Annotated in this window: 16 protein-coding genes; 4 read left to right on the top strand and 12 right to left on the bottom strand. The window is 59.6% G+C overall.

Annotation, left to right across the window (positions count from 1 at the left end; genetic code table 11):
- Window position 1 precedes the first annotated feature (1 nt).
- Window positions 2-184, bottom strand: coding sequence for a hypothetical protein (locus tag AC2FEE_RS15220; protein WP_496866174.1), 183 nt, complete (start codon window positions 182-184; stop codon window positions 2-4).
- Window positions 185-264: 80 nt separating this feature from the next.
- On the opposite strand from AC2FEE_RS15220, the gene AC2FEE_RS15215 reads away from it, so the two are divergent.
- Both AC2FEE_RS15215 and AC2FEE_RS15210 read left to right on the top strand, forming a co-directional pair.
- The gene (locus AC2FEE_RS15215) at window positions 265-513 is read left to right on the top strand and encodes a hypothetical protein (RefSeq protein WP_496866173.1); all 249 of its coding nucleotides are present in this window, start codon (window positions 265-267) and stop codon (window positions 511-513) included.
- Window positions 514-554: 41 nt separating this feature from the next.
- Window positions 555-1,199 carry an SDR family NAD(P)-dependent oxidoreductase gene (locus AC2FEE_RS15210; RefSeq protein WP_496866172.1) on the top strand — a complete coding sequence of 215 codons (645 nt, stop codon included), beginning with the start codon at window positions 555-557 and terminating at the stop codon, window positions 1,197-1,199.
- A 61-nt stretch (window positions 1,200-1,260) separates the two neighbouring features.
- On the opposite strand, the gene AC2FEE_RS15205 is transcribed toward AC2FEE_RS15210, so the two are convergent.
- The 4 genes from AC2FEE_RS15205 to AC2FEE_RS15190 all read right to left on the bottom strand — a co-directional run bounded on the left by AC2FEE_RS15205 (window position 1,261) and on the right by AC2FEE_RS15190 (window position 3,773).
- Complete coding sequence (locus tag AC2FEE_RS15205) at window positions 1,261-2,103, bottom strand: ATP-binding protein (protein WP_496866171.1); 843 nt, start codon at window positions 2,101-2,103, stop codon at window positions 1,261-1,263.
- 117 nt (window positions 2,104-2,220) lie between these two features.
- Entirely contained in the window at window positions 2,221-3,096 is an 876-nt protein-coding gene (gene tatC / locus AC2FEE_RS15200) for a twin-arginine translocase subunit TatC (protein ID WP_496866170.1), read from the bottom strand.
- Window positions 3,093-3,551, bottom strand: a complete 459-nt coding sequence (gene tatB, locus AC2FEE_RS15195; RefSeq protein ID WP_480589369.1) for a Sec-independent protein translocase protein TatB — start codon at window positions 3,549-3,551, stop codon at window positions 3,093-3,095. Before tatB ends, tatC begins: the two co-directional genes overlap by 4 nt.
- A gap of 6 nt (window positions 3,552-3,557) precedes the next feature.
- Window positions 3,558-3,773, bottom strand: coding sequence for a twin-arginine translocase TatA/TatE family subunit (locus AC2FEE_RS15190; RefSeq protein WP_039531114.1), 216 nt, complete (start codon window positions 3,771-3,773; stop codon window positions 3,558-3,560).
- Window positions 3,774-3,992: 219 nt separating this feature from the next.
- On the opposite strand from AC2FEE_RS15190, the gene AC2FEE_RS15185 reads away from it, so the two are divergent.
- Window positions 3,993-4,298 (top strand): hypothetical protein, encoded by a 306-nt coding sequence (locus AC2FEE_RS15185; RefSeq protein WP_496866169.1) that lies wholly within the window; start codon window positions 3,993-3,995, stop codon window positions 4,296-4,298.
- A 21-nt stretch (window positions 4,299-4,319) separates the two neighbouring features.
- Entirely contained in the window at window positions 4,320-4,991 is a 672-nt protein-coding gene (locus AC2FEE_RS15180; RefSeq protein ID WP_496866168.1) for a helix-turn-helix transcriptional regulator, read from the top strand.
- 63 nt (window positions 4,992-5,054) lie between these two features.
- Here AC2FEE_RS15180 and AC2FEE_RS15175 read toward each other — a convergent pair whose 3' ends face one another.
- The 7 genes from AC2FEE_RS15175 to AC2FEE_RS15145 all read right to left on the bottom strand — a co-directional run bounded on the left by AC2FEE_RS15175 (window position 5,055) and on the right by AC2FEE_RS15145 (window position 12,046).
- Entirely contained in the window at window positions 5,055-6,221 is a 1,167-nt protein-coding gene (locus tag AC2FEE_RS15175) for a peptidoglycan DD-metalloendopeptidase family protein (RefSeq protein WP_496866167.1), read from the bottom strand.
- 62 nt (window positions 6,222-6,283) lie between these two features.
- Complete coding sequence (locus AC2FEE_RS15170) at window positions 6,284-6,934, bottom strand: protein-L-isoaspartate(D-aspartate) O-methyltransferase (RefSeq protein WP_496866166.1); 651 nt, start codon at window positions 6,932-6,934, stop codon at window positions 6,284-6,286.
- Window positions 6,931-7,713, bottom strand: coding sequence for a 5'/3'-nucleotidase SurE (gene surE, locus AC2FEE_RS15165; protein WP_496866165.1), 783 nt, complete (start codon window positions 7,711-7,713; stop codon window positions 6,931-6,933). Before surE ends, AC2FEE_RS15170 begins: the two co-directional genes overlap by 4 nt.
- Before the next feature lie 121 nt (window positions 7,714-7,834).
- Entirely contained in the window at window positions 7,835-8,956 is a 1,122-nt protein-coding gene (locus AC2FEE_RS15160; RefSeq protein WP_496866164.1) for an ABC transporter ATP-binding protein, read from the bottom strand.
- A 46-nt stretch (window positions 8,957-9,002) separates the two neighbouring features.
- Window positions 9,003-10,049: a methyltransferase domain-containing protein gene (locus AC2FEE_RS15155; protein ID WP_496866163.1), complete on the bottom strand. Its 1,047-nt coding sequence runs from the start codon at window positions 10,047-10,049 to the stop codon at window positions 9,003-9,005.
- Between the two features lie 102 nt (window positions 10,050-10,151).
- Window positions 10,152-11,264, bottom strand: a complete 1,113-nt coding sequence (locus tag AC2FEE_RS15150) for a YhaZ family DNA alkylation repair protein (protein ID WP_496866162.1) — start codon at window positions 11,262-11,264, stop codon at window positions 10,152-10,154.
- A 2-nt stretch (window positions 11,265-11,266) separates the two neighbouring features.
- Entirely contained in the window at window positions 11,267-12,046 is a 780-nt protein-coding gene (locus AC2FEE_RS15145; protein ID WP_496866161.1) for an SDR family oxidoreductase, read from the bottom strand.
- Window positions 12,047-12,383 lie beyond the last annotated feature (337 nt).

Below are 12,383 nucleotides of genomic sequence, written 5' to 3'. Positions count from 1 at the left end.
TTTAGCCCCGAATCATTGCATCATTGGCCCGCTTCGCTTTGGTGATGCGGGCCATTTTCTGCCGGGCATTCATGCCCATGAGTGAGTTTTCGCCCACAACCCTTCGATGAAGAAATTGCAATCGCAAAGGCTTCGGCAGGGATGTGAAACCAGCCGTTTTCTCGACATTCGGTTTGGGTTTCACTCTCGGTTCCAATTTGCTAGGCCGCCGGTTGCCAACCACTCGTAACAAGGGGCTGGGCCGCTGCGGCCGGGCCGGAATTCATGTCAAACGCAACCGTCAAAAGCGCGGCCACGCAAAAGGGTGCGCTTAATAAAAGCTCTGTTTCCGTTCTGGGGGTATTCGGTCCGAAATCGGATATGCGCGCGCTGGTGCGTATGTCTTCGGGGCGCGTGAAAGAGGTCAAGCCGGGCAGCCGGGTTTCGTCGGGCACAGTGGTCGCCATTGATGACAAAGGTGTAATGCTGCGACAAAGCGGCCAGACCAAGCGGATCGTTATACCCGGCAGCTAAACCGGCTTGACGCCCTGCGCGCAGGAGTTCAAACCGCTGTCATGACTGATCAGAGTAAAATTGCCCTCGTCACCGGGGCCTCTCGCGGGCTGGGCGCTGCCCTGGCCGAGGCACTGGCACCCGAATATCACGTCGTCGCCGTCGCCCGCACCACCGGCGGGCTGGAAGAGCTGGATGACCGCATCCGGGCCAAAGGCGGCGCGGCAACGCTTGCTCCCATGGACATTGCTGACCCAAATGCAATGGCAACCCTGTGCCGGGGTATACATGACCGCTGGGGCAAGGTTGATCTCTGGCTGCACACGGCTGTTCACACATCAGCCCTGACACCCACGTATTTCATCGACCCGAAGGAATGGACCAAAGCCGTCAACACCAATGCCACGGCCACATCGATCCTGATCCCCTACATCGCCCCCCTGTTAGGCGAGACCGGTCACGCCGTTTTCTTTGATGATCCCAAAGCGGGTGAGAAATTCTATGGCATCTACGGCGCGACCAAGGCCTCACAGATTGCGTTGGCGCGCAGCTGGGCACTTGAAACAGAACGCACAGGTCCTCGCGTGACAATTGTCGAGCCTAAGCCGATGCCGACAGCCGTGCGTGCGCGCTTTCACCCCGGTGAGGATCGGGATGTGCTGACCAGTACGGCGGAAGAGGCCGCGCGCATTCTGGCGCTGCTGTAGGAATTGGCCCTTTGGGCCATGCCTTCGGCAGAGGGATTTTTGGCCAGATGAATCGGGCGGGCTACGCGATATGCACGCCATTGCGCCCGGCAAGATCAACGAAGAACTGCCACGCCACGCGGCCCGAGCGTGCACCGCGTGTGGCCTGCCATTCTATGGCTTCGGCGCGCAGGGTCTCGGAGGCGACGGACACTCCGTAGGCCGCGCAATAACGGTCGATCATGGCCAGATACTCGTCCTGATCGCAGGGATGGAAGCCCAGCCACAGGCCGAAGCGATCAGACAACGAGACCTTTTCCTCGACCGCCTCGGACGGATTGATGGCGCTGGAGCGTTCGTTTTCAATCATGTCCCGCGGCATCAGGTGGCGGCGGTTCGAAGTGGCATAGAAGACAACGTTTTCAGGGCGGCCTTCGATGCCGCCATCCAACACAGCCTTGAGCGATTTATAGTGTTGATCATCGTGGCTGAACGACAGGTCATCGCAAAACAGGATAAACCGGTGCGGCGCGGCGCGCAGGTGGTTCAGCAGGCGCGCGACCGAGCCCATGTCCTCGCGCTGTAGTTCGACCAGTTTCAGGTCGGGATAATCTGCTTGTAGCGTGCCATGTACAGCTTTAACAAGGCTCGATTTGCCCATTCCCCGCGCACCCCAAAGCAACGCGTTATTGGCCTTGAAGCCGGCCGCAAACCGACGTGTGTTGTCCAACAACGTATCGCGGGATCGGTTGATCCCGACCAGCAGGTCCAGATCGACACGGTTGACCTGAGTGACCGGTTCCAGCCGATCAGGCTCCACATGCCAGACAAAGGCCGGTGCGGCCCCGAAATCGGGGGCGGCCAGAGGGGCTGGCGCCATGCGTTCCAGCGCGTCGGCGATGCGGTTCAGGGCTTGGTCGTCCATTTGGGCCTCCGGTCTTGTCTAGCGGGTTTCAAACCATGTTCCGCCCCCCGCAACAAGTGCCGCAAATGAAAAAGGCGCGCCATTTCGGGCGCGCCTGATCCTTAATGTTCAGCCAGATTACTTGCCGTCTTCTTCGCGAACAATCTCTTCGTCTGCTTCCTCTTCGTCATCATAGTAGCCATCTGCGCGCAGTTGCTCTTCGCGCTTTTTCTCGACCCGGGCGACGAGGAAGATTGACACCTCATAGAGCCCATACACCACCACAAAGAGAATGATCTGCGTGATCACGTCCGGTGGAGTCACCAGCGCAGCGAGTACCAGAATGGCGACCACGGCGTACTTGCGCACGCTGCCCAAACCTTCAGCCGTCACCAGCCCTGCCTTGCCCATCAGGGTCAGCAGAACCGGCAGTTGGAAGCACAGTCCAAAGGCCACAATGAACTTGATCGTCAGGTTCAGGTATTCCTGCGCCGAGCCCTGGAATACCACGCTCAGCGGTGCAGAGGTTGCGCCCTCGGTCACGGCTTCGCCTTCTGCCCCGAATTGCTGGAAGCCAAGGAAGAAGTCATAGGCCAGCGGCGTGACCACGTAGAAGGCAAAGCTCGCCCCCAGCAGGAACATGAAGGGCGAAGCCAGCATGAACGGCAAAAACGCGTTCTTTTCCGATTTATACAAGCCCGGCGCCACGAACCGCCACATCTGCATACCGATGTACGGAAAGGCCAGGATGAAGCCGCCCAGCAATGAGACCTTGATGGCGACAAAAAAACCTTCCTGCGGCGAGATGAAGATCAACCCGCAGTCCTGTCCGCGTTCGGCCAGAACACTGCACAGAGGGTTAGTCAGGAAATTGAAGAGCGGCGTGGCGACCGTAAAGCAGATGATCATACCGACCAGAAACGCCACGACGCAGTGAATCAACCGCGTACGCAGTTCCGCCAGATGCTCGATCAGTGGGGCCGAGCTGTCCTCGATCTCGTCGGTTTTGGTCATGTTTTGCTTTCGGTTTTCAGCGCGGCTTCGGCCTCTTCGGCCTTGGCCAGAGCGTCAGCAGCTTCCTTGGCCTTGCGTTCGGCAGCGGCCCGCGCGGTCGAGGCCTGGATCTTCTTGGCCTGCTCGGCCCGTTCAGCGGCCAGCTTGCCGGTTTCGCTGTCAGGGTCGAACTTGGTCGGGTCGATGCTTTTCGCCAGATCCTGCGCGGCCTCTTTCACGCCATCCATTGCAGTACCGACAGGGTTGGTGGCCGCGTTGAGACCCTTCTTGATCTCGTTCACGCCCGCCTGATCGGCCGCCTCGTTCATGGCGCTGGAGAACTCGCGCGCCATGCCACGTGCCTTGCCGACAAATCGCCCGACATTGCGGAATAGCACCGGCAGGTCCTTAGGACCCACAACGATCAGGGCGACAACGCCGATGACCAGAAGCTCGGTCCAGCCCAGATCAAACATCTGCGCTTAGGCCTTGTCTTTGTCGGTCTCGGGCGTGACGTCCTTGGCCAGCTCGGACGCGTCCTGCTCAAGCTCGTCCGCACCTTCTTTGACGCCCTTTTTGAACGAGGTGATGCCCTTGCCCACTTCGCCCATCAATGAACTGATTTTGCCGCGGCCAAACAGCACCAGCACCACAACGGCAATCAGCAGCAGACCGGGAAGGCCGATATTGTTGAGCATGTCTTTTCTCCTTGTACGTCGGCGCCACGCGCCGGGAATGGTGTCTGGCACCGTGTCTACGCCCACAAGCCCGTACACAAAAGTGAGACAGATCAATTCTGCGCCGAATTGTGAACGGATCACACGCTTTTTGCGGACTCGCCTTTTCCAACTGACAGGTTTATGTCAGTTGTATGTGGCTAGGTAGAGGGCATCGAAACATGATCAACGGAGATTGAAATGACCCATGTTGCAGAAATCGTCACCTTTACCCTCGCCAATGGCACCACGCCGGAAGAGTTCGTGAAGCTCAGCCAAGCGTCCGAAGCGTTTGTCCGGTCCGCGCCGGGCTTTGCCCATCGGCAGTTGAGCCAGGGCGAGGATGGCCGCTGGACCGACTATGTCGTCTGGACCGATATGAAGGCTGCAAAAGACGCCGCCGCGCAATTCCCACAGCAGGACTTCTGCGCGGGTTTGATGGACGCCATCAACCCTGAAAGCATCCAGATGCGCCATGAGAACGTACTATGGAACATGACCGCCTGAACACGGCCCTAGCGGTGTGTCATGCGCCGCACTGACCGCCTGTTCGATATCATCCAGATCCTGCGCGACGGCAAACTGCACCGCGCGCGGGATATCGCGGACCGGCTCGAGGTGTCGGTCCGCACGATCTATCGCGACATGGATACGCTGGTCGCCTCGGGCGTCCCGGTCGAGGGCGAGCGCGGTGTTGGCTACATGGTCCGCGAACAGATCACCCTGCCCCCACTGAACCTGACCCCGGCGGAACTGGAGGCTCTGAATCTCGGCATGGCAATCGTCGCCGAAGCCGCCGACCCGGACCTGAAAGCAGCAGCCGAGTCACTGGCCGACAAGATTGATGCGGTGCTGCCTACTCAGGTCGTGGCCGAGGCCGACACGTGGAAATTCGCCGTCTACCCCTTTGCCGACGCCGCGCGGGGGCTGGCTCATATGGCCCCAATCCGGGCCGCCATCAAATCCCACCAGAAACTGCGCCTGTCCTACCGCCGCATCGACGGTGTTCTGACGGAACGCACCATTCGACCCCTGCACATGGAATACTGGGGCCGTGTCTGGACCCTGACCGCCTGGTGCGAGTTGCGCGAAGGGTTCCGCGTGTTCCGCATCGACCTGATCGAGGCGGTCGAACCCCTGCCGGAAGTTTTCGCCGACGAACCCGGTAAACGCCTGGACGACTTCGACCCACACGCCTGATCCCTTCTTCATCTGGCTAATAATAAACCCGCCCGGGACATGGCCCGGAACGGGTCCCTTCCGTCACTTCAGGTAAGGCTCAGGATCAACCGATTCGAACCCCTTGCGCACCTCGAAATGGACATAGGAATTGTCCCCACCCCGCAAGGATGCGATCTGCTGTCCTCGGCGCACGCGGTCGCCTTTCTTGACAGTAGCTTTATCGACATTTGCATAAACGGTCAGAAGGTCGCTGTTGTGCTTGATCACGATGATCGGCACCTGATCGGCATCCGCGGTGATGGCCGCAACGGTTCCGGCCTCGGCCGCCTTTACGGCAGAGCCAGGTGAACCCGCAATATCGATCCCCTCATTCTTGCCTTTGGCATAGGTCCGTATGATCGTCCCTGTTACCGGCAGGCCAAGGGCCGAGTTGCTCTGACTGGTCGGCGCTTCTGCGGTCACGTCGGGCACAGGTACGGCCGGGGAAATCTGCTCTTCCGGCAGAGGTTGTGTCGCGCTTGGCGGTGTCGGCGTGGGCGATCCCTGCCCCGGCTGCGTTACATTGGTGGCCGGCACAGCGGCCTGTTGGGGCGCAGGTTGGTTCTTGACCGGGATCAGCAGGAATTGGTCTTCCCGTACCGTAAAGTCCGGTCCCAACCCGTTCCATTCTGCCAATGCATCAATCGGCACATCATAGAGCCGCGCAATGGTATAGGCCGTCTCGCCACGTTTGACCTTGTGGCGAACCGGCTCTGGCCCCGAAGCGGCAGGTTGCGCCGACGCCGGCGCCGCGGCGGGTTGCGCGGGCTCCAGTGTTGATGTCCGGACCGAACCATCCGCCGGAGCCTCGTCAATCGCTGTTCCGGCAATAGTGGCTATATCCACCGTGCTGGCCGCACTGACGGTACGCGGCAGAGCAATCACTTCGCCGTCACGCAATTGGTCCGCCGGTTGCAACCCGTTGAATCGGGCCAGCTCGCCCGCCGGCAGACCGATACGCGCGGCCACATCACTGACCGTGTCGCCCCGGCGCGCGACTGCCACCTGATAGTTCGGATAGGTGATCACTCCGCGCGCGTCGGGCGTTGGGCGATTAGCGGTCACGCCTCTCGCTGCGTCGGCGGTAGAAAATCCACCAACCTCCCCGCGCAGATCATAGTCAAATGGGCCCTCGCATCCGGCAAGGAACGCCACAACCGCAACCCCTGTCGCGCAGCGAAGCATCGCTGATTTGGAAACTGCTCTCATTTTACTGTCCTCAACGCCTGCCCCTGTTCTCCGGGGTTCCGGCGCATTTGCAGAATATTTACTTACGCCCCGTCCCTGCCAAGCCCCTCTAACAGGGGCACGAAACGAACGGGCAACAATTCGTCATAGTCCAGACCGGTTTCGGTACGCCGGACCCGGATCAGGGTCTGAACCGCATCCGACTGTCCCACCGGCAACACCATGATACCGCCGATTTTGAGCTGCGCCAAGAGCGGCCCGGGCGGGTCTTCCGCTGCAGCGGTCACAATGATCCGATCAAACGGTGCCTGCTCAGACAAACCGAAGGAGCCGTCCGACAGCATTGCGGTGACATTGGTCAGCCCCAAATCGCGAAACAACTGCCCGGTTTCGCGCACCAGACGCTTGTGACGCTCCACCGTATAGACCCGGCGTGCCAGCTTGGACAGGATCGCAGCCTGATAGCCCGAGCCGGTTCCAACCTCTAGCACCGTATCCCGCGGGCTGACCTCAAGCGCCTGCGTCATCAACCCCACAACCGAGGGCTGGCTGATCGTCTGCCCGCAGGCAATCGGCAACGGCGTGTCCTCATAGGCGCGTTCGGCAAACAGGCCTTTGACGAACTGGCCCCGGTCAATCTGCTCCATCGCAGCCAGCACGCGCGCATCCGTCACGCCCCGCGACCGCAGGGCGAACAGGAACTGCATTTTCGTTTCGGGATCCAGTCCGGTCATTCGATTGTCTTCAGTGCCTCAAGCGCATCATGCGCCGTCAGATCGGCTCGCATCGGCGTGACCGAGATATAGCCCGCCAGATTGACCGCTGCATCCGTACCTGGCGCGGTCGGGTTGTGTTGGTAGCCACCCTTGATCCACAGGAATCGCCGCCCCGAAGGCGAGCTGTGCGGTTCAACCGAGAAATGGGTGTCGCGGCGATAGCCTTGTGGGGCCACACGCGTGCCCAACACTTCATCCGCAGGCACCGGTGGGAAATTCACGTTATAAAACAGGCGGTAGTCGCCCTGATCTGTCGGAGTCGCTTCCAGGATATTCCGCACCAGATCGGCGCCAAATCGGGTCGCGGCCTCGAATGGATCATCCAATCCCAGGTTGCGCGGACCGAAATACTGCGACAGTGCGATGGCCGGGATGCCCTGCAATGCGGCCTCCATCGCGCCACCGACGGTGCCGGAATAGAGCGTGTTTTCCGCCGAGTTGTTGCCTCGGTTCACCCCTGACAACACCAGATCAGGCCGTGCGTCCTTCATCACGTCATGCAGCCCGGCCAACACGCAATCGGCAGGCGAGCCTTCGGCGGCAAAGCGACGCTCGCCCAGCTTGGCAACCATCATCGGGTGGGTATAGCTGATGCAATGGCCGACACCCGATTGCTCGAAAGCAGGCGCGACAACCCACACCTCTCCCTCCGGTCCAGCCAGATCGGCTGCAATCGCCTCCAATGCAATCAGGCCCGGAGCGTTGATGCCGTCATCATTGGTCAAAAGAATACGCATATGCCCCATCCACCGCTGCGTTTTGACCTTGATAGACCCGCCCCCGCGCGGCGGCAAGCAAAGCGAACCCGCAATCTGCGGCTTTCGCGCACCACTTGAGCTTAAACTGTGATTTCAGACCCTAATCCGAGAAAACAAAGCACCGATCCCGGCGAACGGTCAGCCACATGGCCCGCCCCGGATTAGGCACAAAGACATTCGGCACGGTGGCCCTCAGGATCGAGCCGTCATGATCCATCCGAAACTCCACCAGGCTTTCATTGCCCAGAAACCGCGCCCGCTCGACCACGCCACGGGCAGCGACGCCGTCGGTCACCGTGGGCAAAGGTCCCTTGCCGTTGCGGTCGAAATCCAGCCTGACGTGCTGAGGCCGAAAAACAATCTCGACATCCGTGCCGTCGGGTACGCCCGGCGCCAGGAACTGACCGAATGGAGTTTTCGTCAGGGCACCTTCAACCCGACCGCGCAACACATTGACATCACTGAAAAATGCCACCGCAGCCTTGTCGACAGGACGGGTGTAAACGTTGTACGGCGCACCTTGCTGTACGATCTTACCGCGCCGCATCAGGGCGATCTCATCAGCCATGCGCATCGCCTCTTCGGGCTCGTGGGTCACCAGTACGACAGCGGCATCCTCTTCCTTGAGAATCGCCAGCGTCTCATCGCGGATACCGTCGCGCAAACGGTTATCGAGACCCGAGAACGGCTCGTCCATCAACATGATACGCGGGCGCGGTGCCAGCGCGCGCGCCAAAGCCACCCGTTGCTGCTCGCCCCCTGAAAGGTGGTGCGGGAACTTGTCAATGAAATGGATCAGGTCGACCTTGCGCAGCAGTTCCTCGACGCGGACGCGCTTTTCCTCTTTGCGCCCTGTCAGACCAAAAGCTACGTTGTCGGCAACATTCAGATGTGGGAACAGTGCGAAGTCCTGAAACATCAATCCGATTTCGCGGCGCTCGGGGGGTACGCGAAAAACTGTGTCGCAAATCAGCTTTCCGTCCACATAAATCTCACCCGACTCCTGCATCTCGACCCCAGCGATCATGCGCAGAGTGGTCGACTTGCCGCAACCCGACGGCCCCAGCAGACAGGTCACCTTTCCCGCCTCAACGGTCAGAGAGACATCGTCCACAACGACGCGCCCCTCGTACCGGGCGATCAGATTGCGGATTTCCAGACGAGGAGGAGTTACGTCAACTGTCACCGATGGACCCCATTGCCTTTTCCCGATCAATTTCATCGGGCTTTAGGCGGGGATAGCAACCCCGCCCGTCAGGCGCAAGGGATCAGCAGCACCCGCCCGAGGGGGCCTCACCCGCAGCTTCGAACGGGCTTTCACCGCCACAGCCCTCGAAGATGCCATAGTGGGTTGAGAAATCGCCGATAAACTCGAAATGCCGGGCAAATCGCGTGTCTTTCAGCATCATCCAGGTGTTGCCGCAGACCGGAAACACCTTGCCTGTCTCAATCGCGTGGTGATCGTCCAGCTCAAAAAGGTGCGGCGCGTTGGTAATGGTGCCTTTGTAGATCACCGCCTGACCATAATCTTCACACGCTGGTTCCAGTTCGGGCAGTTTAAACAGCCGATACGTGGCCGACAGGAATTTCAGCGGCGCGATACGCTCTTCCAACACCGGGTTTTCGATGGTCAACGGGCGGTGCGTCACACGGCGCGGATCGCCAAAACCTGCACTGCGTGATAGCGACAGGAAATCGTTCCAATACAGTGCGCCAGACAGGCACTCGCCATACAGCACCTCATCCTCGGCCATAGCGGGCGGGATGCGGCGGTCGGCATAGACGTCCGAGAAATACATCTCGCCGCCCTCTTTCAACAGGCGGTGTGCGCCCCGCAGGACGGCCTCTTTATCGGTGGCCAGATTGATCACGCAATTCGAAACGATGATGTCCAAGGATCCGGGCTCCAAGTCCAATTCGTCAAGCTTTTCGATATAGCCGTGGTGGAATTCCACATTGCTGGTCGCGTGGCCAAAGGCCTGCGCGTGATAATCCTGATGCGTGCGGGCAACGTCCAATTGCTCGGGCGTCATATCGACACCGACGACACGGCCGTTTTCGCCCACCATCGCCGACAGGGCATAGACGTCACGGCCCGCACCGCAGCCCAGATCGAGGATGCTCATACCTTCCAGATCCAAAGGCGCGATCAGCCCGCAGCCGTAGTAACGGGTCAGCACATCGTCATGGATTTTCGAGAGGATCTTTTTCACATGATCCGGCATGTCGTCGGGCGTGCAGCACGCATTGGTTTGCAAATCTGCACTGCCTTGCAGCACCTCGCCATAGTAGTTCTGCACCGATTCATGCTTCATCGCGGCTATCCCTTTCCTTACTGGCTTCACCGCAGCTAATACAGCGTTGGCTCACGTGCAATCCGCACCCATCAAATCTGACAAAAGCGTGAGACGACCGGGCTATTCCAGCAGGTCGAAATCGACACCTGTGCGCACCTTCCCGTTCACCTGAATCTCAAGCCTGTGCGCACCAGGGACGAGCTTGAACGTGGTCGCGTTCCCCTTCAACTTGTGCTTCTTGCTCAGCTTCAGTGTGCCATCCCGCAACGCAGCCTGCTTCAGCTTATGCACTTTCGCTGAGGTTTTACCCCCAGGCCTTTGAAAGTGAACGATATAATCCACTAAAACCGGCTGGTTCCCGGCTCCGTTTAAGGTCACTTCGAATTCCAGCGCCTCACCGATCCTGGCGTCACCGGTCACCTGTACGTCCGCCGTGACTTTGGCGTCCGGATCATAGCCCAACATTTTCATGGCGCCCGGGTGGCCAGATTTCACCAACCCCCGCAGGGTATGAGAGGTCATCCAGCGCAATTCATCTTTGCCCTGTTGCTTTGCCGAGGCCCAGCTCTGCAATTGGGACAGCACCAGATCAGGGTCTTTCTTGGAGATGTCGTTCAGGTGGTTCGCCACCGACCGCGTGACAAATCGCGTCGGGTCGCCATGCAATCTGTCCAGCAAAGGCAGCGGGTCGGTCATGTTCAGCCCAACCGCCTGCCCCCACGGCAGTCGCGGTCGTGTGCCTTCACTGACCAATCGGCGCACGTGATAGCTGTCATGAGCACACCAGAGCTCCATCCGTGCCAGCACCTGATCCGGGTGACGGTTGAGGAAGGGGCGGATGGCCCATTCCATCGAGAACCGCTGCGTCAGCTCTTCGAGTACATCCAGTGCCAGATCGGGATGATCCAACCCAACACTGACCACCCAATCTCCCAAAGGTGCAAAGATGAAATCGCCGAAATCATCATCCGTCTTGGTCGGGTCCAGCGGTGATGGCAGCGCGCGCAGCAGGGTCGGCGCGATGTCAGGCAAGTCACCGGGCACGGCCTGTTGCAGGCATTCAGCGATCCAGGACATGCGTTCTTTCAGTTCAAGCTCCACCAGGCGAGACATAACGCGCGCCTGGAATGCCTCAGCATCAAAGGACGGAACAACCCCGGCAAAGAGCCCCGCCAGATAGCGGGTTTTTTCGGCATTGAATAACTGATCTTTAAGCGAAAAGTTCTCGGCCATCGTCACATCGTCAAATTGGTCGCCCCACCGTCCAACAGGATGTTCTGGCCTACGATGAAGCCAGCATGCTGCGAACACAGGAACGCACAGGTTGCACCAAATTCCTGCCGCGACCCATATCGCCGTACCGGAACCGTCGCCGCGCGGTTCGCGCGGGCTTCGTCAATTGAAATGCCCTGCTGCGCCGCGACACCGCTATCCAGCGAATCCGCGCGATCAGTGGCGTGAATACCGGGCAGCAGGTTGTTGATTGTCACACCATGCGGCGCCACCTGTCGCGATGTCCCGGCCACATAACCGGTCAGCCCGGTGCGTGCCGCATTCGACAGGCCCAGCACCGCAATCGGCGCACGGACGGATTGCGACGTGATGTTCACCACCCGGCCCCAGCCCTTGCCCATCATCCCCGGCAACAGTGCCTTCATGAACGCAATCGGCGTCAGCATGTTGGCGTCCAGCGCTTTTAAGAAATCGTCACGCTCCCAGTCCGACCACAGGCCCGGCGGCGGGCCACCTGCATTTGTCACAAGAATATCAACGTCCTGAGCTGCGTCGATCACTTGCGCCTGTCCCTCGGCCGAGGTCACATCACAGGCCACCGTCTGCACATCCACGCCGTGTTCGGACCGCAAGCGAGCAGCTTCGACCTCCAGCACTTCGGCCCCGCGCGCATTCATCACCAGATCAACGCCCGCCTGCGCCAAAGCCTCGGCGCAGCCCAGACCCAGGCCTTTGCTGCTGGCACAGACTAGGGCGCGTTTTCCCTGTATTCCCAGATCCATTCAGTCCTCCCCAATTCTTCTACAAGCACCGAGTGCTTCTACAACCACCCGCATTTACATGTCATTATTTATATGTTGGCGCAAAGGCTCGCGCATTTCCGCGACTGCCGTCAAAGGTTGCTTGTGAAAGTCCTTTCCAAGAGCATTTGCTGTCGCAACCAACAGGAAATACTCCAAATAGGTCGGTGGTAGGTCTTCGGAAGTGTCAACAATTAACACTCCGAATTCTTGCTCGACCTCGGAATTCAATCGTTTAACCCTGCACCGCTCGTCCGGGGGAAAAACTGACCATCCGATACCAAATCCGGCCCAATACATGCATTGAGCGCTATGCAAG

Source organism: Ruegeria sp. YTSC199, assembly GCF_059609725.1.
Note: the sequence above shows the minus strand (reverse complement) of the source record. Positions and strands in the feature narration are given on the sequence as shown.

Coding starts and splice junctions, on each gene's coding strand:
- AC2FEE_RS15215 (WP_496866173.1), top strand. CDS start 265: ATGTCAAACGCAACCGTCAAAAGCGCGGCCACGCAAAAGGGTGCGCTT.
- AC2FEE_RS15210 (WP_496866172.1), top strand. CDS start 555: ATGACTGATCAGAGTAAAATTGCCCTCGTCACCGGGGCCTCTCGCGGG.
- AC2FEE_RS15205 (WP_496866171.1), bottom strand. CDS start 2,103: ATGGACGACCAAGCCCTGAACCGCATCGCCGACGCGCTGGAACGCATG.
- tatC (WP_496866170.1), bottom strand. CDS start 3,096: ATGACCAAAACCGACGAGATCGAGGACAGCTCGGCCCCACTGATCGAG.
- tatB (WP_480589369.1), bottom strand. CDS start 3,551: ATGTTTGATCTGGGCTGGACCGAGCTTCTGGTCATCGGCGTTGTCGCC.
- AC2FEE_RS15190 (WP_039531114.1), bottom strand. CDS start 3,773: ATGCTCAACAATATCGGCCTTCCCGGTCTGCTGCTGATTGCCGTTGTG.
- AC2FEE_RS15185 (WP_496866169.1), top strand. CDS start 3,993: ATGACCCATGTTGCAGAAATCGTCACCTTTACCCTCGCCAATGGCACC.
- AC2FEE_RS15180 (WP_496866168.1), top strand. CDS start 4,320: ATGCGCCGCACTGACCGCCTGTTCGATATCATCCAGATCCTGCGCGAC.
- AC2FEE_RS15175 (WP_496866167.1), bottom strand. CDS start 6,221: ATGAGAGCAGTTTCCAAATCAGCGATGCTTCGCTGCGCGACAGGGGTT.
- AC2FEE_RS15170 (WP_496866166.1), bottom strand. CDS start 6,934: ATGACCGGACTGGATCCCGAAACGAAAATGCAGTTCCTGTTCGCCCTG.
- surE (WP_496866165.1), bottom strand. CDS start 7,713: ATGCGTATTCTTTTGACCAATGATGACGGCATCAACGCTCCGGGCCTG.
- AC2FEE_RS15160 (WP_496866164.1), bottom strand. CDS start 8,956: ATGAAATTGATCGGGAAAAGGCAATGGGGTCCATCGGTGACAGTTGAC.
- AC2FEE_RS15155 (WP_496866163.1), bottom strand. CDS start 10,049: ATGAAGCATGAATCGGTGCAGAACTACTATGGCGAGGTGCTGCAAGGC.
- AC2FEE_RS15150 (WP_496866162.1), bottom strand. CDS start 11,264: ATGGCCGAGAACTTTTCGCTTAAAGATCAGTTATTCAATGCCGAAAAA.
- AC2FEE_RS15145 (WP_496866161.1), bottom strand. CDS start 12,046: ATGGATCTGGGAATACAGGGAAAACGCGCCCTAGTCTGTGCCAGCAGC.